Genomic DNA, 20,305 nt, shown 5'->3' with positions numbered 1-20,305 from the left:
TTGTTATGTATCCCGCATGTCACGACAGCTCGCCGCCGCCATTGTAAGGGTATCTTGCAGGCCTTCGAGGTAAGGCCACGGGAAAATGCCGCGCTCGTGCGCGTCGCTGAACACCAGCTGGACGCCGTAGCCCATCGGCCGGATGCCGGTCACGGTCACATTGCCCGCGCATGCCGGGTTGTCGCCGCTGATGCGCAGCCGGCGGCACTGTGCGCACGGGCACGCATCGCGCAGCGTGCGTTGAGCGATGCGCTGAACGGTGTCGCCGGGCCAGTGCAGGATCACGGCGTGCGCTTCATCATCCATTTCGATCGCGTGCGGTGACTTCATGGCAGGGCTTGCTCGATCTGCCGCACCGCAATTCTTACCGCCTTGCGCACTTCGGGGTCCGCGTCGTCGAGCGCGTCGCGTAAGGCGTCCAGCGTGGCGGGTTCGCGCAGTTCACCCAACGCGAGCGCGGCTTCCTTGCGCAGATTGCTGATCGGACTCGACAACAGCCCGGCGACCGGCCATGCCGCGGCGCGGTCGCCGAGTTGCCCCAGCGCGCGTGCGGCGCGCAGACGGACCTGCCAGTAGTCGTCGCCGAGCGCGGTGCTCAGCGCGTCGCACGCGGCGTTCACGCGCAGCTTGCCGAGCGTCGTCGCGGCTTCTTCGCGGACCTGCCAGATCCGGTCGTCAAGCGCTTGCAGCAGCGCGGCCAAGGTCGAGGCGTCGGTGGGCGGCGCGAAGCCCAACGCGCCAACGGCCGCGCGACGAATGTCCGCGTTGGCGTCCGAGGTCAAGGCGTGAGCGAGCGGCGCCAACGCGCGCGCGTCCTTCAGCCAGCCGAGCAGCACCACGGCTTCGGCGCGCACGCTGTCGTCGGCGTGCTCGAGCGCACGGAGCGCGGGTTCCAGAGCACCGGCATAACGCAGCTCGCGCAACGCGCGCAGCACGGCGGCTTGCACGAACGGATCGTCATGTTCGGCCCAGCGGGCCAGCACTGGAGCGGACGCGCTTTCCTTCAGCGTGGCCAGGCTGGCGGCAGCGGCGCTGCATACTTCTGCGGCGGGATCGAGCAATGCGCGGCAGAGCGCGTCGACAATCGATGCTTCTTCCCATGCGCCCAGCACGAGCGCCGCTTCGCGCCGGACTGCCGGGGCGGCGTCGTGAGCCAGCGCGTGCGCGATAGCCGGCAGCGCGCCGGGTTCTTCGAGATCCGCGAGGTCTAGCAGCGCGATCCGGCGCACGGCCGGGTCGGCATCGGCAAGCCGCGGCAGCAATGCTGCCGCGGCGGGCGCGAGCGCATCGGGATCGTGAGTCAACAGATTGAAATCGGTCATGAGCAAAGGCTTGGGGGCATGAGGTTGGGAGATCGCGTACGGCCGGGACACGATGAGATACATTGGATCGTGCAAGACCTGCGCGCTAGCGCAGCAGGTAGGGAATCTCGACCTTGACCGCGCCGGTCGGGCAATCCTGTTCGCAGGGCATGCAGTACCAGCATTCGTCGAATTGCATGTAGGCCTTGCCCTTGCTCATGTCGATCGCCAGCAGGTCGAGCGGGCATACGTCGACGCACACGGTGCAACCCTTGTCGGCGATGCATTTGTTTTCGTCGATCGTGACGGGCGCCGAACTGCGCTGGAAAATTTCGTGAGGCGTGTAGGACATCGTTTGGACTCCTGTTAGACGGTGGCGTCGGCGAGCGGGCGGACGTTCGCTTCGGGGATGCGCAGCTTGCGATACGAGTCGAGCTCCGTGTCGGCGAGCGGCACGATATACGGTTCGACCGCGCGCTTCTCGCTGATCATGCGGCCCGCGTCGTCCTTGCGCAGATGCGTGTGGCAGAACCAGTCGGCATCGCTGCGGTGCGGATAGTCGACGCGATGGTGATAGAGGCCCCAGCGGCTTTCGGTGCGAAATAGCGAGGCGCGCGCGGCCATTTCGGCGCAGTCGCGAATCGCGCGCACTTCGGCGGTGCGCATCAGCTCGTGCGGATTCGTTGCCTTGATCGACGCGATGTCGTCGGCGATTTCGGAGAAGCGTTGCAGGCCGATTTCCATCTTGCGCGTGACCTTCGGTGGTTGCAGGTAGTCGTTGACCATGCGGCGCAGCTTGTACTCGACCTGCGCAGGCGCGAGACCGTGTTCACGCCCGAGCGGCGCAAAAATCCGCGCGCGTTCGGCCTCGATCTGCTGCTGGTCGAGTGGTGCATGCTCACGTCCCGCGACAAAGGCCGCCGCGTTGCGTCCGGCGAACCAGCCGTAGGTGAACGCGCCCAGCATGTAGTTGTGCGGCACGGCGGCCATGTCGCCGGCGGCATAGAGACCCGGCACGGTCGTTTCGGCGCGCGCGTTCACATACACGCCGGAAGCACTGTGGCCGCTGCAAAAGCCGATCTCGGAGATATGCATCTCGACCATCTGCTGCCGGTAGTCGGTGCCGCGGCCCGCATGAAAGCGTCCGCGGCTGGGGCGTTCGTTCGTGTGCAGGATCTGTTCGATGGTCTGAATCGTTTCCTCGGCCAGGTGGTCGAGTTTCAGGAACACCGGACCGTTGCCGCTTTGCAGTTCCTGATAGAACTCCCACATCATCTGACCACTCCAGTAGTCGCATTCGATGAAGCGCTCGCCCTTGCCATTCGCCGTGAATCCGCCCAGCGGTCCTGTGACGTACGCACAGGCGGGGCCGTTGTAGTCCTTGATCAACGGATTGATCTGGAAGCATTCGAGGTTCGCGAGCGCGGCGCCCGCGTGATAGGCCATCGCGTATCCATCGCCGGCGTTGGTCGGATTCTCATACGTGCCCATCAGGTAGCCGGAGGCGGGCAGGCCGAGACGCCCGGCCGCGCCGCACGCGAGGATCACCGCCTTGGCGCGCACCACGTAGAAGTCCGCGGTACGGCAGTCGAAGCCGAGTACGCCGCAGACATTGCCCTGCGCGTCCGTCAGCAGGCGCGTCGCGACGATCCGGTTGGTGATCGCCACGCGCGCGCGCTTCAATTGCCGGTACAGCACTTTCTTGATGTCGTGCCCTTCGGGCATGGGCAACACGTACGATCCCATGTGATGCACTTTCTTGACCGCATAGTCGCCGGTGCCGTCCTTTTCGAACTTCACGCCCCAGCGGTCGAGTTCCTCGATGGTGGTGAAGCTGTGCTTGGCATACGCATACACGGCCTCCTGATCGACGATGCCGTCATTCGCGATGGTGATTTCGCGCGTGTATTGCTCGGGCGTCGCATGACCGGGGATGACGGCGTTGTTCAGACCGTCCATGCCCATCGAGATCGCGCCGCTGCGTTTGACGTGGGCCTTTTCCAGCAGCAGAACCTTGAGGCCCGGATCGCTTTCCTTCGCCTTCACAGCGGCCATCGGTCCGGCCGTGCCGCCGCCGACGACCACAACGTCGTATTCAAGTACATGGGTGTTCATGGTGCTTTCCTTGTTGCCGCGCGCTTGGTTGTTGGAGTGGATTTCTCCCGGTCGATGCGGAGCCGGTACTGGAATGCATCGCCGCGGAAGTAGAGGTGTTCGTAGTCGATAGGTGTGCCATCGGCGTCATGCGTCAGCCGGTCAATGCGCAAGACGGCGCTGCCTTCGTCGACGCGCAAGGCATCGGCGATGTCTTCGTTAGCGAGCATGGCGTCGAGCGCGATGTCCGCGTGACCGAGCGGCACGCCGCAGTCGTTTTCGAGTATCAGGAAGATGTCGCGCGTGACGAGATCCGCATGCGCGAGGCGCGCGCCGAGCGTTTCAGGCAGCCACGTCAGTTCGAGCGACACCGGCTCCCGATTGAGCAGGCGCACGCGATGGATTTCGGTGACCGGCGAGCCTTCTTCGATATTCAGCCGCGCCGCGACCTGGCGCCCGGCCTTCACGACGCGCAAGCTGCGCAACTGGTTGACGATTTCATAGCCCATCGCCGACATGGCTTCGGCAAAGCCTTGCAGGGAACTGACGTTCTGAAACGCCTTGGGCTTCGACACGAAAGTGCCCTTGCCGTGCAGCTTGAATAGAAGCCCTTCCTTTTGCAGGTCGCCGAGCGCCTGGCGGACGGTGATGCGGCTCACGCCGAACATCGCGCAGAGTTCATGCTCGGACGGCATCTGGCTATGCGGCGCATAGCTGCCGTCGAGAATGCGTGTGCGCAGTGCTTCCTTGATCTGCGCATAGAGCGGCAGAGGCACGAGCGGGACGAGATTGCTGGCCGGTTTCGACATGACTCAACTTGTTATGACAAGATGGGTCACAGTCTAGTGAGCGCGTGCCGCCGTCCAAACCAACTATTTCTGCTATCCATTTGCGCAATCGTGGACGACTTGCCACGGTCACCGTATTCTCTTGCACATGAACGTCAGAACCGCATTCGCCGCTACTGTCGTTGTCGCTTCAACCACGCTTGCCGCGCTCATGCCCGCGCCGGTGAACGCCGATGCACAGTACCGCGCGTCGCGTGCCGATCTCTATCGCCGTAATCTGCTGTCCGGTAAGGACGTGCCGTGCCGCACCAATGCGTCATGCGCGGCACTCGGCGTGGCCGCGCTTGAATCAGGGCGCATCAAGGAGGCGCAGACCCTGGTCGGGATGGAGGCCGCGCTTGCCGAAGCCACTGTCATGCAGGCGGATGAGGAAAACTCGCCGAAGGCCGCCAGTTCCGCGCGGGCACGCGTGGCGATGGCGCTGGTCCATCTGGGCGACGTGCAGGTGAAGCTGGGCGCGCTGCCCGACGCACGCGCCTACTACCGAACCGCTGTGAGCCGCGGCGACGACTATCCCGGCGACACGCTGGTCGGCCGCGCGACTACCGCTGCGCGCGAGCGTCTCGACGCGATAGACGGCAAGGCGGTGGTGAAGGGCGTGCCGCCCGGCGGGGCGCGCTTTACCCATTACCTGTTTTTCGGTGCCTGGAACAACATTGAGGTGAAGCCGGTGAAAGGGCGGCGCGGCGTCTACCGGATCGACGGCGATTTCATGTATCCGACCGTGGGTGCCGATGGTCAGCCCGGCGCGAACATGGGCAGCCTGTCTGCCTACGTGCGTTTCTACGACGGCGTGGCGCGCGTGCCGGTCATGGTGACCGCCGGCGACGCGCCGCTCGAGGCCACCGCAAAAATCACCAACCTCGCGCGCTACACGTCGAAGGAAGTCCCCCAAGGGGGCGACAAATGCCTGATCGAGTTCAGGCTCTCCGCGCCGGAGACGCTTGATGTCATCACGCGCGGCTCACCCACGGCATGCGGATTCGGCTTCAATGTCAGCGCCGACGGCCGTTATTACCTGATGACGGGTTCCTGAGCGGCGCCGTCCTCAAAGCCACGCGTCTATCGACGTCGAACCCGCGGTGCTCCAGACAAACCCTGATTGCTGCGTTGAATTCACCGCTGCTATCGTTCACGGGTCGTGTGGAAGCGCTTCCACTGGAGTCGTCAACCCGGTGATATGCCGCCATCCGCCGTAGCTCGGTTAACTGACTTCCGCACAGGAGCATCCGTGGCAACCGACGACCTATCCGCTGTATCCGACGCGCTCTCTCCCCATTCCCGTTCCCATCCGCTCGCGGACCCTCTCGCGCCACCCGCCGATTCGCCGCTATGGCGCAAGAGCTTTCTGCTTGGCGCAGCCACGGCTTCGTATCAGATCGAAGGCGCGGTGAATGAAGACGGCCGATTGCCGTGCATCTGGGACACGTTTTCCGCCACGCCCGGCAAAGTGCTGGCCGGCGACACCGGCGCCGTGGCCTGCGATCACTACCATCGCTGGGAAGCGGACATCGACATGCTGATGGGACTCGGTCTCGAAGGCTACCGGCTCTCGATCGCCTGGCCGCGCGTGATGGATGAGGCCGGCCAGCCGAATCGCAAAGGGCTCGACTTCTATCGGCGCCTGCTCGCGCGGTTGAAGGAGAAGGGCATCACCACCTTTGTCACGCTGTATCACTGGGACTTGCCGCAGCATCTGGAAGATCGCGGCGGCTGGCTCAATCGCGATACCGCTTACCGTTTCGCCGATTACGCCGACCTGATGAGCCGTGAACTGGCCGGCAGCGTCGACGCGTGGGCGACGCTCAACGAACCGTGGTGCTCGGCGTATCTCGGCTACGGCAACGGCCACCACGCGCCGGGACTCGCGAATCCACGCTTCGCCACGCAGGCCATGCATCATCTGCTGCTTGCGCACGGTCTCGCGGTGCCGGCGCTGCGCGCCAACGATCCGGCGTCGCAAAAGGGCATTGTCGCCAACGTCGGACGCGGCACGGCCAACAGCGAGCGCGCCGCCGATCAGCGCGCGGCGCATCTGTTCGAGGTTCAGCACAACGCGTGGATTCTCGATCCGCTGCTCAAGGGCGCGTATCCTGGCGATCTGCTCGAACTGTGGCCGGGCACCGAGCCGCTCGTGCTCGAAGGCGACCTGCGGACCATTTCTGCACCGCTAGATTTTCTGGGCATCAACTATTATTTCCGCACGAACGTCGAGAGCGATGGCGCGCACGGCTTCAGGGAAGTCCCGCCCGAAGGCGTGGAGCGCACGCAGATGGGCTGGGAGGTGTATCCGGACGGTTTGCGCGACCTGCTGACCGGTTTCAAGGCCGCGTACCGGAATCTGCCGCCTATCTACATCACCGAGAACGGCATGGCGTCGGACGACACGGTGATCGGCGGCCATGTGGATGACACCCAGCGCATTTCGTTTCTCAGGCGCCACCTCGCCGCGGTCGATCAGGCGATCCAGGCCGGTGTCGACGTGCGCGGCTATTTTCTCTGGTCGCTGATGGACAACTTCGAGTGGGCATTCGGGTACGAGCGGCGCTTTGGTATCGTGCATGTCGATTACGCGACGCAGAAGCGTACGATCAAGCGCAGCGCGGAGTGGGTGTCGGCGTTTCTGAAGGAGCGCAAGGCACGGAGTTAGCCGCGGTCGGAAGCACGTAGAGCACGTATTGCACGTATTGCACGTAGAGGCAGGTTTGGCTGGTTTGCATGTCGACTTGAAACAAGGGCGCAACGCCCGGACTGACGGAGACGGGATGAACAGCAAAAAGATGGCCTTGCGAGTTGTGGTTGCAGCGCTGGCGTTGAGTGGCGCCGTCGCGCATGCGGAGCCTTTGAAGGCCAACGTGATTCACTGGTGGACCTCGGGCGGCGAATCGGCCGCCATCCGCCAGTTTGCCGATGCGTACAACAAGGCCGGCGGACAATGGGTCGACAACGCGGTGGCGGGCGCCGATCAGGCCCGCTCCACGGCAATCAACCGGATTGTCGGCGGCGATCCACCCACGGCCGCGCAATTCAATACGTCCAGGCAGTTTCACGACCTGATCGATCAGGGCCTGCTGAACAACGTCGACGATGTCGCCGCGAAAGAGAACTGGAACGGCATATTCCCGCAGTCGATTATCGACAGCATCAAGGTGAAGGGCCATTACTACGCCGCTCCCGTCGATATCCATATGCCGGCGTGGTTCTTCTACTCGAAGCCGGTGTTCCAGAAAGCCGGTATCGCCGCAGAGCCGAAGAGCTACGACGAGTTCATCGCCGATCTCGGCAAACTCAAAGCAGCGGGCGTGATTCCTTTGGCCCTCGGCGGCCAGCCCTGGCAGGAAAAAATCACGTTCGACGCCGTGTTCGCGGACGTGGGCGGCCCCGATCTCTACCTCAAGGTGTACCGCGATCACGACATGAATGCCGTGAAGTCGGATGCGTTCAAAAAGGTACTCGTCTCGTTCAAGCGCCTGCACGATTTCGTCGATCCCGGTTCGCCGGGGCGTAACTGGAACGACGCCACGGCGCTGGTGATTTCCGGCAAGGCCGGCGTGCAGATCATGGGCGACTGGGCCAAGGGCGAATTCTCGGCGGCCAATCAGAGCGCGGGCAAGGACTTCGGCTGCTTCCCGGGTTTCGGCCCGCATTCGCCGTATCTCGTCGCGGGCGACGTGTTCGTGTTTCCGAAAACCGACAACGCCACCACGATCAAGGCGCAAAATCTGCTGGCCACGGTGATGACTTCGCCGTCCGCGCAGGTCGCATTCAGCGCGAAGAAAGGCTCGATCCCCATTCGTCCCGACGTGGACGCCGGCAGCCTCGACATTTGCGCGAAGGAGGGCATTGCGATCATGAAGGACAAGTCGCGTCAGTTGCCGAATCCGGAAATGCTGCTCTCGCCTGATACGCAAGGGGCGTTGATCGACGTCATCACAAACTTCTGGAACAAGAACCAGCCGGTCGACGACGCGCAAAAGGCGTTTGCCAATGCGTTAAAGAGCTAGGCGCGCGTCATGCACGCGCTCAAGTTGCCGGCCTCCGACTCGAAACCACGAAAAGCGCGCGCCAGAAAGCCGCTAAAAAAGCGCTTTTCTTTGGCAGTCTGGATTGCCTTGCTGCCGATGGTCCTGACCGTCGTGCTCGCGTATCTCGGCACGATGGTCTGGACCGCGCGCGTCTCGCTTAGCAATTCACGTACGTTTCCTTCCGGCGACTTTGCCGGTTTGACGCAATACGCGCGGCTTTTCAATAACGACCGCTGGCTGCTGTCGCTGCAGAACATCGTGATCTACGGCGCGTGCTTTATCGTGGCGTGCATGGTGATCGGCTTGCTGCTGGCGATTTTCATCGATCAGCGCGTGGTCGCGGAAGGCGCATTGCGCACGGTGTTCCTCTATCCGTATGCGATGTCGTTCGTGGCGACGGGGCTCGTGTGGCAGTGGATTCTGAACCCGGAACTGGGTGCGCAGGCCGTGTTGCACAAACTCGGTTTCGCGCACGCGCGTTTCGACTGGATCGTCGATCAGGACTGGGTGATCTACACAATCGTCATCGCTACCGTGTGGCAGGCTTCGGGTCTGGTGATGGCGCTGATGCTGGCCGGCTTGCGCGGCATCGACGACGAATTGTGGAAGGCCGCGCGCATCGACGGCATTCCGCGTTGGCGCGTCTATGTCAGCATCGTCGTGCCGATGCTGGGGCCCTCGCTGTCCACCGCGTTCGTTCTGCTGTTCGTGATGGTCGTGAAGCTGTTCGACGCGGTGGTCGCGATGACGCAAGGCGGACCCGGCACGGCGAGCGAAGTGCCGGCGAAGTTCATCATGGACTATCTGTTCGGCCGCGCCAATATCGGGCTCGCCTCGGCGGCGTCGATCGTGTTGCTCGCGACGGTGCTGGCGATTCTCGCGCCGTTCTTCTATGCCCGCAGCCGCGCAGCCCTGCGCAAGGAGGCGTGATGAACACGCTCAGCTCGCCGCTGAAAGGCGGCACGCCGGGTAGGGCGCGCAATCGGCGCCGCCGCCGGGCATTTACGCCGGCACGCCTCGGCGTCTACGCGTTTCTGCTCACGGCGGCGCTGTTCTTTCTGCTGCCGCTGTACGTGATGCTCGTCACCTCGGTCAAGCCGATGAGCGAGATCCGGCTCGGCAATCTCTTGGCGTTTCCCACCCATTTCACGCTGGACGCATGGAGCGCGGCGTGGCACTCCGCCTGCACCGGGCTCGATTGCAACGGCATTCAGGTCGGCTTCTGGAACTCGGTGCGCATCGTCGTGCCGAGCACGCTGTTCTCGATCGCCATCGGCGCGGTGAACGGCTATGCATTGTCGTTCTGGCGGCCGCGCGGCGCCGGCCTGCTGTTCGGGGTTTTGCTGATGGGCGCGTTCATTCCCGTGCAGGTGATGGTCTACCCGCTCGTGCGCGTGCTGGCGAGCGTGCATCTGTTCAGTTCGCTGCCCGGTATCGTGGTGATCCACACCGTCTTCGGCATGCCGGTCATGACGCTGCTGTTCCGCAACTACTACGCGTCGATTCCGCAGGAGCTGTTCAAGGCGGCACGCATCGACGGCGGCGGCTTCTGGCGCATCTTCGTGCAGCTCATGCTGCCCATGTCCACGCCGATCATCGTGGTGGCGCTCATCATGCAGGTCACGGGCATCTGGAATGATTTCATTCTCGGCCTCGTGTTCGCCGGCACCAAAAATCTGCCGATGACGGTGCAACTGAATAACATCATCAATACGACGACCGGCGAGCGGCTCTATAACGTCAACATGGCGGCCACGATTTTGACCTCCATGGTGCCGCTCGCGGTCTACTTCGTGTCGGGCCGCTGGTTCGTGCGCGGCATTGCATCGGGCGCCGTCAAGGGATAGGGCATAGGGCGATGACAAACGTGGCTAATCTGGCAAATGCGGTGGCGCGCGCGAAGGCAGATGAGGCGGCCGACGAGGCGGCTGAAGTGGAGGGCGTGGCGAGCCATGCCGAGGTGGCGGACAAAGAGGGCGTCACGACTGCCGCCAACGTTGCGGTGCGCAATCTGACCATTCGCCTGGGCGCCAACACGGTGATCGAGAACCTCGATCTCGATGTGCGGGCGGGAGAATTCGTCGTGCTGCTCGGGCCGTCCGGCTGCGGCAAGTCCACCTTGCTGCACAGCATTGCCGGGCTGATCGACGTGAGCGGCGGCAGCATCGAGATTGCCGGCGAGGACATGACCTGGGCCGATCCGAAAGACCGGCGCATCGCGCTGGTGTTCCAGTCGTACGCGCTGTATCCGACCATGAGCGTGGAGCGCAATCTGTCGTTCGCGTTGCGCATCAACGGCACGCCGAAGGCGGAAATCGCGCGGCGCGTGGCGCGGGCGTCGGAGATGCTGCAGCTCGGGCCGCTCCTGAAGCGCAAACCGGCGCAGCTCTCGGGCGGGCAGCGGCAACGGGTGGCGATCGGCCGGGCGATCGTGCGCGAGGCCGACGTGTTTCTGTTCGACGAACCGCTCTCCAATCTCGACGCCAAGTTGCGCACCGAGCTGCGCCGCGAACTCAAGCAACTGCATCAGCGCCTGGGCGCGACGATGATCTACGTGACGCACGACCAGGTGGAGGCCATGACGCTCGCCACCCGCATGGCGGTGATGCGCGGCGGCGTGATCCAGCAGTTTGGCACCCCGGCGGAAGTCTACGCGCGACCCGAGAACCTGTTTGTCGCGACTTTTCTGGGCACGCCCGCCATGAATCTGCTCGAAGGCAGGCTCGAAGCGCGGGACGGCTCGGTGGACTTCTGTACGGCGAACTGGCGGCTCGGCGTGTCGAAGTATCCGTTTAAAAACACGCCCGCGAATGCGTTGCGCTGCGTGCTCGGCGTGCGAGCGGAAGACGTGCGGATCAGGGAGCGGATCGACGCGCAAACAGACGCGCCAACAGAAGCGCCGCAAGACGAGGGCGCGAGCCAGCGTGCAAAAGTTTCGCTGGTGGAGCCGATGGGCAACCACCGCGTCATCTGGCTCGACTATCATGGAATGCAGGTCGCATCGATCGACCAGACGAAGACGCCGTTGGCGGTGGGGGACACCGTGGCGTTCTCGTTCGACAGTACGCATGTCTCGCTGTTCGACGAAGCGGGCGGCGCGCGTTTGTCGCGCCGGCGCGCGGCGTCGCCGAAAATACAACATGGATAGACGGAGAGATCGCGTGGCAACACTGAAAGATGTCGCCGCACTGGCCGGCGTGGGGATGTCGACCGCCTCGCGCGCCATTTCCGGCAAAGGACCCATCTCGGCCGATGCCGCCGCCCGCGTGAAGGCGGCCATCGAGCAACTGAACTTTCGCCCGTCGTCCATTGGCCGTGCCATGGCGACCCAGTCGCTCGGCATGGTCGGCATTTTCGTGCCGACCTTCTTCGGCTCCTACTACGGCACGATACTCAAGCAGACCGACGCCGAACTGCGCGCGGTGCGCCGCCACGTGGTGGTGGCGACCGGCAGCGGAGATCTGTCGCCGCGCGAGCAGGCCATCGACGCGGTGCGCTTCCTGATCGACCGCGATTGCGACGGCGTGGTGGTGATCAGCCACGATCTGCACGACGAAGACCTGCTCATGCTGCATCGCATGCACCCGAAAATGGTGTTCCTGAACCGCGCGTTCGACCAGTTGCCGGAGGCGTCTTTTTGCGCCGACCACCGGCGCGGCGGCGAACTGGCTGCCCGCACGTTGCTCGATCACGGACACCGGGAGATCGCGGTGATCTCCGGGCCGTTCAGCTCCTCGGACAACCTGGCCCGTCTGGAGGGCTTCTTTGCCGAACTGGCGCGCGAGGGCATTGCGCGCGACGACGTCACGCTGATCGAATCGGATTTCTCGCCGGAAGGGGGCTACACCGCCGCGGAAAAACTGCTCGATGGCAGGCGCCGCTTCACGGGCGTGTTCTGCGCCAACGACACGATGGCGGTGAGCGCGCTGGCGCGCTTTTACCAGGCGGGCATTGCCGTCCCCGGCGAGGTCTCGGTGATCGGCTACGACGACGACTATTCGGCGGCGTTTGCCGCACCCGGGTTGACGTCGGTGCATATCCCGACTGCGGAGTTGACGCAGAATGCGGTGCGCTGGCTGCTCAATCAGTGCTACCGGACCACGTGGGAGATCGTCCGCGAGTTTCCCGTCAGCGTGACGATGCGGGAATCGGTGGGCATGGCACCGGGCGTGCCGGCATCCGCCACAGCGGCATCGACGCTTCCGGCCTGAAGGGCGCGCCGAAAGATGCGCCCCATCCGCTGTATTTCGGGGCATAGAGGTTTTCACCTAACCACGGGACGCGGGCGTGCGCTTCGCCCGATCGATAAACGCACCCGCAAGCGTTTGCGCGCGAGCGTGCCGCGCATCCACCCCGCTAATTGCGGCATATTTCCCTCTTCCCGCGACGTGTTCGAGCAGGCGTTGCCCCAAGACTGGTGCGGCTCTCGACAAGAGTGATTTGCGGTTTCCCCAATTTTTTTTGCATGCAGTTCGCTTAGACTTGCTAGTAACAATTTGTTACGGGGTGCGAGATGCTGTCCGTCTTCTTCATCGCCTGTCCGATCTGTATTGCCGCGTTGATTGGTTTCGCGCGGCACGTGGATCCGCTGACAGGCCACTTCAAGCGTTGAATCCGAAAGCGCGTTACATCGGCTGCGCTGTCCATGCGCTTGCCGGGTTGCGCAGTTTTCTTGAGGCGTTCACGCCATAAGTCTTGCCTTTGAGTGCCGGGTCACGGCACGATGCGCGATTACCTACGTTTGGGGCAGCATCGCGTATGCGAGATTTTCTGGCGAATATAACGGCGCGCGTAAGCGTGCTGAAGGGCGTGCTTCCGTTGGGCCGCGCCGCGGCGGCCCGTGACGCGCTGGCCGGCGTCCAGCTGGCGTCGATGGATATTCCACAGGTGCTGGGCTACGCCCGCATTGCCGGCATGCCCGCCGTGACGGGCCTCTACACGGTCTTTCTGCCGCTGATCGCCTTTGCGTTTTTCGGTGCGTCGCGGCACCTCGTTGTGGCCGCCGATTCTGCTACCGCCACCATTTTCGCAAGCCGCCTCTCCACCATGGCGCCGGCGTCCAGCGCCGAGTATGCCGCGCTCGCCGGCATGGTCGCGCTGCTCACCGCCGCGTTGCTGCTGGTCGCGCGGATCTTCAAATTAGGCTTTCTCGCCGACTTTCTGTCGCGTACTGTACTGGTCGGCTTTCTTGCCGGCGTCGGCGTACAGGTTGGCATCGCGATGCTGGGCGACATGCTCGGCCTGCCCGGCCATGCCGCGCGCAGCGTCGATCAGGTCATGCTGGTGGTGCGCGAAGCGGCGCAGATCAATGTGCCGACGTTCGCCATTTCGCTGCTGGTGGTCGTCGCCACTCTGACGTGCAAACGCTTTCTGCCACGCGCGCCCGTGCCGTTGATCGCGGTCGTGGCGGGCATTGCCGCGAGCGACGTCTACGGCTTCGCGGCCCACGGCATCTCCGTGCTCGGCCCGGTGGCGGGCGGCTTGCCGCCGCTACGCATGCCCTCGGTGACGTGGATGCAGGTACTCGATCTGCTGCCCGTTGCGGCTTCCTGCTTTGTGATGATCGTCGCGCAAAGCGCCGCCGCCAGCCGGGTGTTCGCCGAGCGTTATCACGAATCCGTGGATACCAACGCCGACCTGCTGGGGCTTGCTGCGGCGAATGCCGCGGCGGCGTTTTCCGGGGCGTTCGTGGTGAACGGCAGCCCGACGCAGACCGCCATGGCCGATCGTGCCGGCACGCGCAGCCAGTTCGCGCAACTCGCCTTCGCGGCGGTGGTGGTCGTGGTGCTGCTGTTTTTCAGCCGCTTCCTGCAATATCTGCCCCACTGCATCCTCGCCAGCATCGTGTTCACGATCGCCATCGGCCTCATCAATCTGAAGATGCTGTCGGCGATTCGCAGCGAAAGCCCCGGTGAATTCGCGCTCGCCGTGTTCACCGCGGCGGCGGTGGTGCTGATCGGGGTCGAGCACGGCATCCTGGTGGCGGTGGCGCTTTCGCTGCTGCGGCACGTCCGCCACAGCTACCGTCCGCACACGATGATTCTCGCCCCCGGCGGCGACGGCATCTGGGTGCCGGTGCCCGCCGTGGCAGGCATCCAGACCGCGCCGGGGTTGATCGTCTATCGCTTCGGCGCCGATCTGTTTTACGCGAACGATCACTTTTTCGTCGAGGATGTTCGGGCGCTGATCGACGGCGCGCCGAGCAAGCCGCGGCATTTCGTGGTCGACGCGGGTGCGATCACCGACCTCGACTATTCCGCGGCGCGCTCGGTGGGCGAGTTGTGCGAGACGTTGAAGCGCGAAGGCATCACGCTGCTCTTCGCGCGTGTGAACCGCTACCTGCGTTCGGATATGGACCGGCACGGCATCACACCGGTTGTCGAGGAAAGCGGCATTTTCGGCACCCTGCACGAGGCGCTGCGCACGGCCGGGGTGGAGCAGCCGGACCGGCATGTGAAAGAGGGCACCTGAGCGCGGGTTGCGGGCTCGCGAGGCCGCGCCGCGAGGTGCCGTACATCACGGGAACTGAAATTCAAACTTGGACGTGTGCGAAAACCCGCGCACGGCCGGCCGCCGCAACCGGCGGTCAGGCGGCCGCTCGCCCTTTGCGCCGTAGGACCACGTGCGTGGCTTTCTCCGATGCTACGGATTCGACGCATTCGTAGCCCAGAGCCCGCATGTCAACCCCTTCGAATAGCCGTTCTCCTCCGCCGAGCAGGACGGGCGAGATGGCAATATGCAGTTCATCGATGAGGCCTTCGCGAAGAAACTGCTGAATGGTATTCGCCCCACCGCCTATGCGTACGTCCATTCCGCCGGCTGCCTCGCGTGCCTTTTCAAGCGCGTCGCGAATGCCGCCCGTGACGAAATGGAAGGTCGTGCCGCCGTCCATCTCGATGGATGGGCGCGCATGATGCGTCATGATGTAGACCGGGACGTGATACGGTGGGTTGTCTCCCCACCAGCCTTTCCAGTTCATGTCCGGCCACGGGCCACGAAGGGGGCTGAACATGTTCCTCCCGAGAATCCAGGCGCCAACGTTCGCGAAGCTTCGAGCGGCGAAATCATCGTCAACCCCGGTCGTGCCGCCTTCCTTCCCGAACAGGGACCGCTGGAACGTGCGTGTTGGAATTAACCACTGGTGCAGATCCGTTCCGCCAATGCCGAGCGGATTCTGGATGTCTTGATCTGGGCCCGCTCCGTATCCGTCGAGCGAGATGGTGAAGCCGGCAACGCGAACTCGTGTCATCTGATATCTCCGGTTGGATGCCTAACTATTAGGTCTGGGACGTATCAATTGCTTCGTATGTTGGACTCTGCCAGCCGTTAGCAGGTGCCGCAACGCAGATATCTGGCTGAAGGATCGCATAGAAGGCTGTCAACATACCCTACCAGCATGACTGGCGGATCGAACTACGGAAATTTCACCTGGAAGAGCGGCTGGACGATCACTGTCGAGCAGCCCGTAGAGTGCGCTATCCGACACCTCGTCACCGACGATCCAGCGCTCACGAAGCAGCCCTTCGCGGACAAACCCGAGCCGTTCGAGAAGACGCGCCGAGGCGTGATTGCGCGGGTCGATATCTGCCTCGATGCGGCGTAACTTCAGCGTACCGAACGCGTGCTCGATCATCGCGGAGGCAGCCTCACGCATGTATCCGCGCCCCCATTGCTGGCGTAGCAGACTGAAGCCGATTTCCGCGCGGCGGCATGGCTCATGCGCGTGAAAGAGATCGCATTTGCCGAGCACTTCGCCGGTTGCCTGCAACTCAAGCACGCATGCGAGATCCTGGCCGTCTGCGGACCGCTTCAATATATGGGCGACACAATCCACGGCCTGATTCAAGGAAGTCATGGTTGGAAACGAAAAATAGCGCATCGCTTCCGCGTCCGACCAGATCGCGAACAGCGCTTGCGCGTCGTCCTGACGAAGCGGCCGCAGAATGAGTCGAGGGGTAGTCAGCGTGACGGGCTGAAACAATGACATGATCGGAACCGGGGAGCCGGAAGTAGGTGACCCATTAAAACATGTGGACCGGGAACCAACAACCGCGTGCATTGAGACGAGTGGCAGCGCCGCGTATGCGCGGCCGTTTTCGGCAGTTGCATTTGTCGGTTACGGGGTGATCGCCCCTGGTTCGGTGGACCTTCCTCTACGCACGTCCTGCACGTCGACCAGCTAGAATCAGGCATCAGCGCCCTGCAAGGGCGCACATTTTCTCAACCCGAGTTTCAAGCCATGGCCCGTATTCACCTGCAGTTCCCTGAGAACCAGTTTTACTACACGACGCATCTCACGGTGCGCGTCACCGACATCAACGGCGCGAACCATCTCGCGAACGATTCGATGATCTCGATGATTTCCGAGGCCCGCGCACGCTTCCTGTTCGACGCCGGTATCGAGGACATGAAGGAAGGGCACACGAGCATCATCGTGACCGATCTCGCCACAACCTATCGCGCGGAAGCTTATGCGCGCGACCGCTTATGCTTTGAAGTTGGCATCATGGATTTCAACCGATATGGCGGCGACATCATCTTCCGCATCACGCGACCGGCAGACGGCGCGCTTATCGCCATGGCGAAGTCGGGTTTCGTGTTCTTCAACTACGAGATGAAAGAGGTCGTGCCGATGCCGCACGCGTTCCGTAGCAAGTTTCCGAACGTCAATACCGTCGACTGAACTTCCCGGTTCGGTCCGTTGTGGCTGGAGCGCGATCTGCGCTGTGTCGGCGCGATATGAATCAGACCGCTGTCCTGTAGCCTATTTCCCGGAGAGCGATGTCTCTCCGAATACGCTTGAACGCATCGACCCTACCACCAGCACCTCGGGGTGGGGCCCACAGCACGCCGTCCAAGCGGGTGTGCACACCGTAATCGTCAACGTAGGCAGGGTCTGGCATGGCCCTGGATAAGTTTTTGCGATTACCATAATCAGCATTCGCCGGGATTGGGTGGGGAGACAACTGCCATTTGGCATGGTCGAATTGTGGCGCGTGGCGAAGCCTGCGTCGTGGATGAGCGTAAATGAGCCGGGAAAATGAACACTAGCTATCTCTTCGGCGAGCCCAAACCGATGATCTTATGGCGGCGCCTGCTTTGGGTGTGGGCCACGTTCTGGCTGCTCATGCTGGCTCTGGGGATTCAGGAATCGCTGTGGACAGGCAAGCTGCAGTTCTGGCGGCCGCTTGTCAACAACGGGTCCTCAGCGCTTGCTGCCACGGTGCTGATTGCAGTGCACATCAGGCGCAGGGATTGGCGCGATAGTCTTCTCAACCAGCCGCTGCAATGGTTTCTCCGCTCCTGGGCGTCGATGCCGCTGCAAATGGTCGCGTATATCACTGCAATGTATGCGTTGCGATTTGGTATCTATGCACTGGCAGGCTCCAGGTACCAGCACGGACCGTGGCTCGAAGTGATGGCCTACGAAGCGACGAGTTTCGTCATGTTCTATGCGCTGTTCAGCGGTATCCTTTTCGGTGTCCGGTCCTACAGGGCGTGGGTGGAAGAGCGGTTGGCCGCCGAGAAGCAGGCGAACCTCGCGCGACAGGCGCAACTCGCACAACTGACCCAGCAACTGCAACCCCACTTTCTGTTTAACGCGCTGAACACCGTTTCATCGCTGATCCATACTGATCCCGACGCGGCCGACATGCTGCTCACCCGTCTGGCGACCCTGTTGCGCACGGCGACCGACGCAAGCCAGCGTCCAGAGCAGTCGCTGGCCGATGAGCTGAATTTGCTGCGCGCCTATGCAGACATCATGCTTCAGCGTTTCGCCGATCGCGTCCGGATTTCATGGGAAATTGATGCCAATGCACAGGATTGCCGCGTCCCGACACTCGGACTCCAGCCGCTGCTGGAAAACTGCTTTCGTCATGTTGTCGAGAAACGCAGCGCATTGACGCACATCGCAATACGCATCAAGCGCGGTGTGAGCCGGTTGCAGATCGAGTTCGAGGATGATGGCGACCTGAAGCTTCTTCCTGAACAGCGTGGTGTGGGTCTTGGCAACCTCGAGCGCCGCCTGCAATCGTTGTACGGCACGCAGGCGAGCCTCGAATTGCGACTGCGGCCGGGAAATGGCCTGATAGTTGGGGTGAGCCTGCCATGCGCGCACTGATTGTCGACGACGAGGCGCTTGCTCGCGGGAAACTGCTGCGGATGCTTGAGGCATTTCCTGATGTCGAGGTGATTGCCGAAGCCGCCGACGGTGCAACAGCGCTGATGCTTGCTGCGCAGTTGCGGCCGGACGTGATTTTCCTCGACGTACAAATGCCTGAGATCGACGGCTTCGATGTGGCGGCGTCGTTGCCGGACGATGCTCCAGCACTGGTATTCGTTACCGCGTTCGATCAATATGCGTTGAGAGCCTTCGATGCCCAGGCGATCGACTACCTGTTGAAACCTGTCGAGCCGGAGCGCCTCGCGCGTACTGTGCAGCGGTTGCGCGAGCCAGTCCGCGGTGCGGCTCGCCCGAGCGCTGGCATGCCGGCGCATTTGATGATCGCCGATCGGGGACAAACGTATGTCGTGCACTGCGCGGAAATCGAATGGCTGGAGGCGGCCGACAACTACGTCAACATCCATCTTCCCGGACGGAGCCTGCTGATGCGACGCACGCTGGCCGCTTTGCTCAATGATCTCGCCCCTGCATTTGTCCGCACGCACCGAGGCGCTGCGGTGGCGCTTGCCGCGGTGCTCGCTGTGCGGCCGCGCGGCAAAGGCGATGCCACAGTGGTGCTGCGCAGTGGTGTCGAGGTCCCCTGTAGCCGACAGCATCGCGAAACACTGATGCAGCGCCTGCGGCACTAGCGCGGATCGCCCAATCTGCCCCACGGCAGACTCAGTTCGTCCCAGGCCGATTGCTGCGCAAGGAGCGTCAAACTACGCTGGCTGATATCGCCCTATGGATGATCCGGCCATGGCTGTGTTGCTCGCAGTACTCAAATACGCCAATGTCCTGGTCCTCGTCGCTTCAATGACCGAGGCCCTGGTGCTCGTTGTCCGACGGGGCAGGTACGGCTATGACTGGAAGGCAGGCGGTGTGTCGGTGGTCGACTTTCTCGTTCGTGAGTATCCGTTGCGCTGGTTGCTGCCACTAGTGTTCTGGAGCGATGCGATGAACTGGGTCTGGCGGCACAGACTGTGGACTCTACCGATGAACCATTGGAGTGGGTGGCTGGCCTGCTTCGTTGTTCAGGAATTCTGCTATTACTGGTACCACCGTGCGGCCCATCGGACGCGTTGGTTCTGGTGCACCCATGCTGTCCATCATTCACCCAATCAACTCTACCTTTCCGCCGCGTACCGCATCGGATGGACTGGCCGTCTTACTGGTTCGATGCTGTTTTTCGTGGCTGCGCCGCTATTCGGCTTGCCACCCCAGAGCGTGTTGATGCTGCTTTCGCTTAACCTGCTCTACCAGTTCTGGCTGCACGTCACCTGGATTCCACGCCTCGGGCCGCTGGAATGGATTTTCAACACGCCGTCGGCACACCGCGTGCATCATGCGTCCAACCTCGAATACCTTGATGGAAACTATGGTGGTGTGCTGATCGTGTTCGATCGACTATTTGGTACCTATATCGCGGAAATGCGCGACGTGCCATGTCGCTTCGGTCTTGTCCGGCCGGCGACGACCTATAACCTTCTCACTATCGAGTTCCAGCACTGGCACGCGTTGTGGCGCGACCTCCTGTCCGCGCGGTCTGTACGCGATATATATGGCTACGTAGCCAGACCGCCCGGCTGGCAGCCAGACGGCAAAGGGGAAACAACAGAAGAGCTAAGGCGTCGGGCAGACCCTCGGTACTGCGGAGTGGGGCAGCGATAGTGTCGCCTGGCGACCTGGGAGCGGACGATCGCGAACTTAAGCCGATTGGCACAATCGGGTCGGTCGCTGCGCTTGGTACCCGCGCGGCCGAGGCCAGAGACCGGCTATTCCCGCCCCGGCCCCGGGACCTCAATCGAGTGGTAGCTGTATCCCAGACTCTGCGAAGACCTCGCGTACGACGGACAATCCGTTCAGCGCCGC

Annotated in this window: 19 protein-coding genes; 12 read left to right on the top strand and 7 right to left on the bottom strand. The window is 62.9% G+C overall.

Going from position 1 to position 20,305, the window contains the following annotated elements:
- Nucleotides 1-3 precede the first annotated feature (3 nt).
- The 5 genes from A6V37_RS26860 to A6V37_RS26840 all read right to left on the bottom strand — a co-directional run bounded on the left by A6V37_RS26860 (nt 4) and on the right by A6V37_RS26840 (nt 4,204).
- Nucleotides 4-306 carry a DUF971 domain-containing protein gene (locus tag A6V37_RS26860; RefSeq protein ID WP_242665943.1) on the bottom strand — a complete coding sequence of 101 codons (303 nt, stop codon included), beginning with the start codon at nt 304-306 and terminating at the stop codon, nt 4-6.
- 20 nt (nt 307-326) lie between these two features.
- Complete coding sequence (locus tag A6V37_RS26855; RefSeq protein ID WP_064271734.1) at nt 327-1,322, bottom strand: HEAT repeat domain-containing protein; 996 nt, start codon at nt 1,320-1,322, stop codon at nt 327-329.
- Nucleotides 1,323-1,407: 85 nt separating this feature from the next.
- Nucleotides 1,408-1,653 (bottom strand): 4Fe-4S dicluster domain-containing protein, encoded by a 246-nt coding sequence (locus A6V37_RS26850; protein ID WP_064271464.1) that lies wholly within the window; start codon nt 1,651-1,653, stop codon nt 1,408-1,410.
- 14 nt (nt 1,654-1,667) lie between these two features.
- Nucleotides 1,668-3,416: a fumarate reductase/succinate dehydrogenase flavoprotein subunit gene (locus A6V37_RS26845; protein ID WP_064286476.1), complete on the bottom strand. Its 1,749-nt coding sequence runs from the start codon at nt 3,414-3,416 to the stop codon at nt 1,668-1,670.
- Nucleotides 3,413-4,204 (bottom strand): GntR family transcriptional regulator, encoded by a 792-nt coding sequence (locus tag A6V37_RS26840; protein WP_064271462.1) that lies wholly within the window; start codon nt 4,202-4,204, stop codon nt 3,413-3,415. The genes A6V37_RS26845 and A6V37_RS26840 overlap by 4 nt, the downstream gene beginning before the upstream one ends.
- 127 nt (nt 4,205-4,331) lie before the next feature.
- Here A6V37_RS26840 and A6V37_RS26835 point away from each other — a divergent pair, with 127 nt between their 5' ends.
- The 8 genes from A6V37_RS26835 to A6V37_RS26800 all read left to right on the top strand — a co-directional run bounded on the left by A6V37_RS26835 (nt 4,332) and on the right by A6V37_RS26800 (nt 14,739).
- Nucleotides 4,332-5,279, top strand: coding sequence for a hypothetical protein (locus A6V37_RS26835; RefSeq protein WP_064271461.1), 948 nt, complete (start codon nt 4,332-4,334; stop codon nt 5,277-5,279).
- Nucleotides 5,280-5,474: 195 nt separating this feature from the next.
- Entirely contained in the window at nt 5,475-6,893 is a 1,419-nt protein-coding gene (locus A6V37_RS26830) for a GH1 family beta-glucosidase (protein ID WP_242665942.1), read from the top strand.
- 115 nt (nt 6,894-7,008) lie between these two features.
- Nucleotides 7,009-8,247: an ABC transporter substrate-binding protein gene (locus A6V37_RS26825; RefSeq protein ID WP_064286475.1), complete on the top strand. Its 1,239-nt coding sequence runs from the start codon at nt 7,009-7,011 to the stop codon at nt 8,245-8,247.
- A gap of 9 nt (nt 8,248-8,256) precedes the next feature.
- Nucleotides 8,257-9,198 carry a carbohydrate ABC transporter permease gene (locus A6V37_RS26820; protein ID WP_064271458.1) on the top strand — a complete coding sequence of 314 codons (942 nt, stop codon included), beginning with the start codon at nt 8,257-8,259 and terminating at the stop codon, nt 9,196-9,198.
- Nucleotides 9,198-10,115 carry a carbohydrate ABC transporter permease gene (locus tag A6V37_RS26815; RefSeq protein ID WP_064271457.1) on the top strand — a complete coding sequence of 306 codons (918 nt, stop codon included), beginning with the start codon at nt 9,198-9,200 and terminating at the stop codon, nt 10,113-10,115. The genes A6V37_RS26820 and A6V37_RS26815 overlap by 1 nt, the downstream gene beginning before the upstream one ends.
- A gap of 11 nt (nt 10,116-10,126) precedes the next feature.
- Nucleotides 10,127-11,416 (top strand): ABC transporter ATP-binding protein, encoded by a 1,290-nt coding sequence (locus A6V37_RS26810; RefSeq protein WP_208607896.1) that lies wholly within the window; start codon nt 10,127-10,129, stop codon nt 11,414-11,416.
- A 13-nt stretch (nt 11,417-11,429) separates the two neighbouring features.
- Nucleotides 11,430-12,479 carry a LacI family DNA-binding transcriptional regulator gene (locus tag A6V37_RS26805; RefSeq protein ID WP_207547682.1) on the top strand — a complete coding sequence of 350 codons (1,050 nt, stop codon included), beginning with the start codon at nt 11,430-11,432 and terminating at the stop codon, nt 12,477-12,479.
- Between the two features lie 547 nt (nt 12,480-13,026).
- Nucleotides 13,027-14,739, top strand: a complete 1,713-nt coding sequence (locus tag A6V37_RS26800; protein WP_064271455.1) for a SulP family inorganic anion transporter — start codon at nt 13,027-13,029, stop codon at nt 14,737-14,739.
- 115 nt (nt 14,740-14,854) lie between these two features.
- Here the strand turns inward: A6V37_RS26800 and A6V37_RS26795 are convergent, their stop codons facing one another.
- Nucleotides 14,855-15,517 (bottom strand): dihydrofolate reductase family protein, encoded by a 663-nt coding sequence (locus A6V37_RS26795; RefSeq protein WP_064271454.1) that lies wholly within the window; start codon nt 15,515-15,517, stop codon nt 14,855-14,857.
- Nucleotides 15,518-15,646: 129 nt separating this feature from the next.
- On the bottom strand, nt 15,647-16,255 hold the full coding sequence (locus A6V37_RS26790) for a GNAT family N-acetyltransferase (protein WP_064271453.1): 609 nt from the start codon (nt 16,253-16,255) through the stop codon (nt 15,647-15,649).
- A gap of 252 nt (nt 16,256-16,507) precedes the next feature.
- Here A6V37_RS26790 and A6V37_RS26785 point away from each other — a divergent pair, with 252 nt between their 5' ends.
- The 4 genes from A6V37_RS26785 to A6V37_RS26770 all read left to right on the top strand — a co-directional run bounded on the left by A6V37_RS26785 (nt 16,508) and on the right by A6V37_RS26770 (nt 20,104).
- Nucleotides 16,508-16,951: a thioesterase family protein gene (locus tag A6V37_RS26785; RefSeq protein ID WP_064271452.1), complete on the top strand. Its 444-nt coding sequence runs from the start codon at nt 16,508-16,510 to the stop codon at nt 16,949-16,951.
- Nucleotides 16,952-17,308: 357 nt separating this feature from the next.
- A complete protein-coding gene (locus tag A6V37_RS26780) occupies nt 17,309-18,391 on the top strand; it encodes a sensor histidine kinase (protein WP_082902888.1) in 1,083 nt (360 codons plus the stop codon).
- A complete protein-coding gene (locus A6V37_RS26775; RefSeq protein ID WP_064271451.1) occupies nt 18,379-19,083 on the top strand; it encodes a LytR/AlgR family response regulator transcription factor in 705 nt (234 codons plus the stop codon). Before A6V37_RS26780 ends, A6V37_RS26775 begins: the two co-directional genes overlap by 13 nt.
- 109 nt (nt 19,084-19,192) lie before the next feature.
- On the top strand, nt 19,193-20,104 hold the full coding sequence (locus A6V37_RS26770; RefSeq protein ID WP_064271731.1) for a sterol desaturase family protein: 912 nt from the start codon (nt 19,193-19,195) through the stop codon (nt 20,102-20,104).
- Nucleotides 20,105-20,305 lie beyond the last annotated feature (201 nt).

This window comes from Paraburkholderia ginsengiterrae (genome assembly GCF_001645125.1).
Taxonomy (GTDB): Bacteria; Pseudomonadota; Gammaproteobacteria; order Burkholderiales; family Burkholderiaceae; genus Paraburkholderia; species Paraburkholderia ginsengiterrae.
Note: the sequence above shows the minus strand (reverse complement) of the source record. Positions and strands in the feature narration are given on the sequence as shown.

Excerpts from the sequence above, each read along its gene's own strand:
- A6V37_RS26860 (WP_242665943.1), bottom strand. The coding sequence starts at position 306 with ATGGATGATGAAGCGCACGCCGTGATCCTGCACTGGCCCGGCGACACC.
- A6V37_RS26855 (WP_064271734.1), bottom strand. The coding sequence starts at position 1,322 with ATGACCGATTTCAATCTGTTGACTCACGATCCCGATGCGCTCGCGCCC.
- A6V37_RS26850 (WP_064271464.1), bottom strand. The coding sequence starts at position 1,653 with ATGTCCTACACGCCTCACGAAATTTTCCAGCGCAGTTCGGCGCCCGTC.
- A6V37_RS26845 (WP_064286476.1), bottom strand. The coding sequence starts at position 3,416 with ATGAACACCCATGTACTTGAATACGACGTTGTGGTCGTCGGCGGCGGC.
- A6V37_RS26840 (WP_064271462.1), bottom strand. The coding sequence starts at position 4,204 with ATGTCGAAACCGGCCAGCAATCTCGTCCCGCTCGTGCCTCTGCCGCTC.
- A6V37_RS26835 (WP_064271461.1), top strand. The coding sequence starts at position 4,332 with ATGAACGTCAGAACCGCATTCGCCGCTACTGTCGTTGTCGCTTCAACC.
- A6V37_RS26825 (WP_064286475.1), top strand. The coding sequence starts at position 7,009 with ATGAACAGCAAAAAGATGGCCTTGCGAGTTGTGGTTGCAGCGCTGGCG.
- A6V37_RS26820 (WP_064271458.1), top strand. The coding sequence starts at position 8,257 with ATGCACGCGCTCAAGTTGCCGGCCTCCGACTCGAAACCACGAAAAGCG.
- A6V37_RS26815 (WP_064271457.1), top strand. The coding sequence starts at position 9,198 with ATGAACACGCTCAGCTCGCCGCTGAAAGGCGGCACGCCGGGTAGGGCG.
- A6V37_RS26810 (WP_208607896.1), top strand. The coding sequence starts at position 10,127 with ATGACAAACGTGGCTAATCTGGCAAATGCGGTGGCGCGCGCGAAGGCA.
- A6V37_RS26800 (WP_064271455.1), top strand. The coding sequence starts at position 13,027 with ATGCGAGATTTTCTGGCGAATATAACGGCGCGCGTAAGCGTGCTGAAG.
- A6V37_RS26795 (WP_064271454.1), bottom strand. The coding sequence starts at position 15,517 with ATGACACGAGTTCGCGTTGCCGGCTTCACCATCTCGCTCGACGGATAC.
- A6V37_RS26790 (WP_064271453.1), bottom strand. The coding sequence starts at position 16,255 with ATGTCATTGTTTCAGCCCGTCACGCTGACTACCCCTCGACTCATTCTG.
- A6V37_RS26785 (WP_064271452.1), top strand. The coding sequence starts at position 16,508 with ATGGCCCGTATTCACCTGCAGTTCCCTGAGAACCAGTTTTACTACACG.
- A6V37_RS26780 (WP_082902888.1), top strand. The coding sequence starts at position 17,309 with ATGAACACTAGCTATCTCTTCGGCGAGCCCAAACCGATGATCTTATGG.
- A6V37_RS26775 (WP_064271451.1), top strand. The coding sequence starts at position 18,379 with ATGCGCGCACTGATTGTCGACGACGAGGCGCTTGCTCGCGGGAAACTG.
- A6V37_RS26770 (WP_064271731.1), top strand. The coding sequence starts at position 19,193 with ATGGCTGTGTTGCTCGCAGTACTCAAATACGCCAATGTCCTGGTCCTC.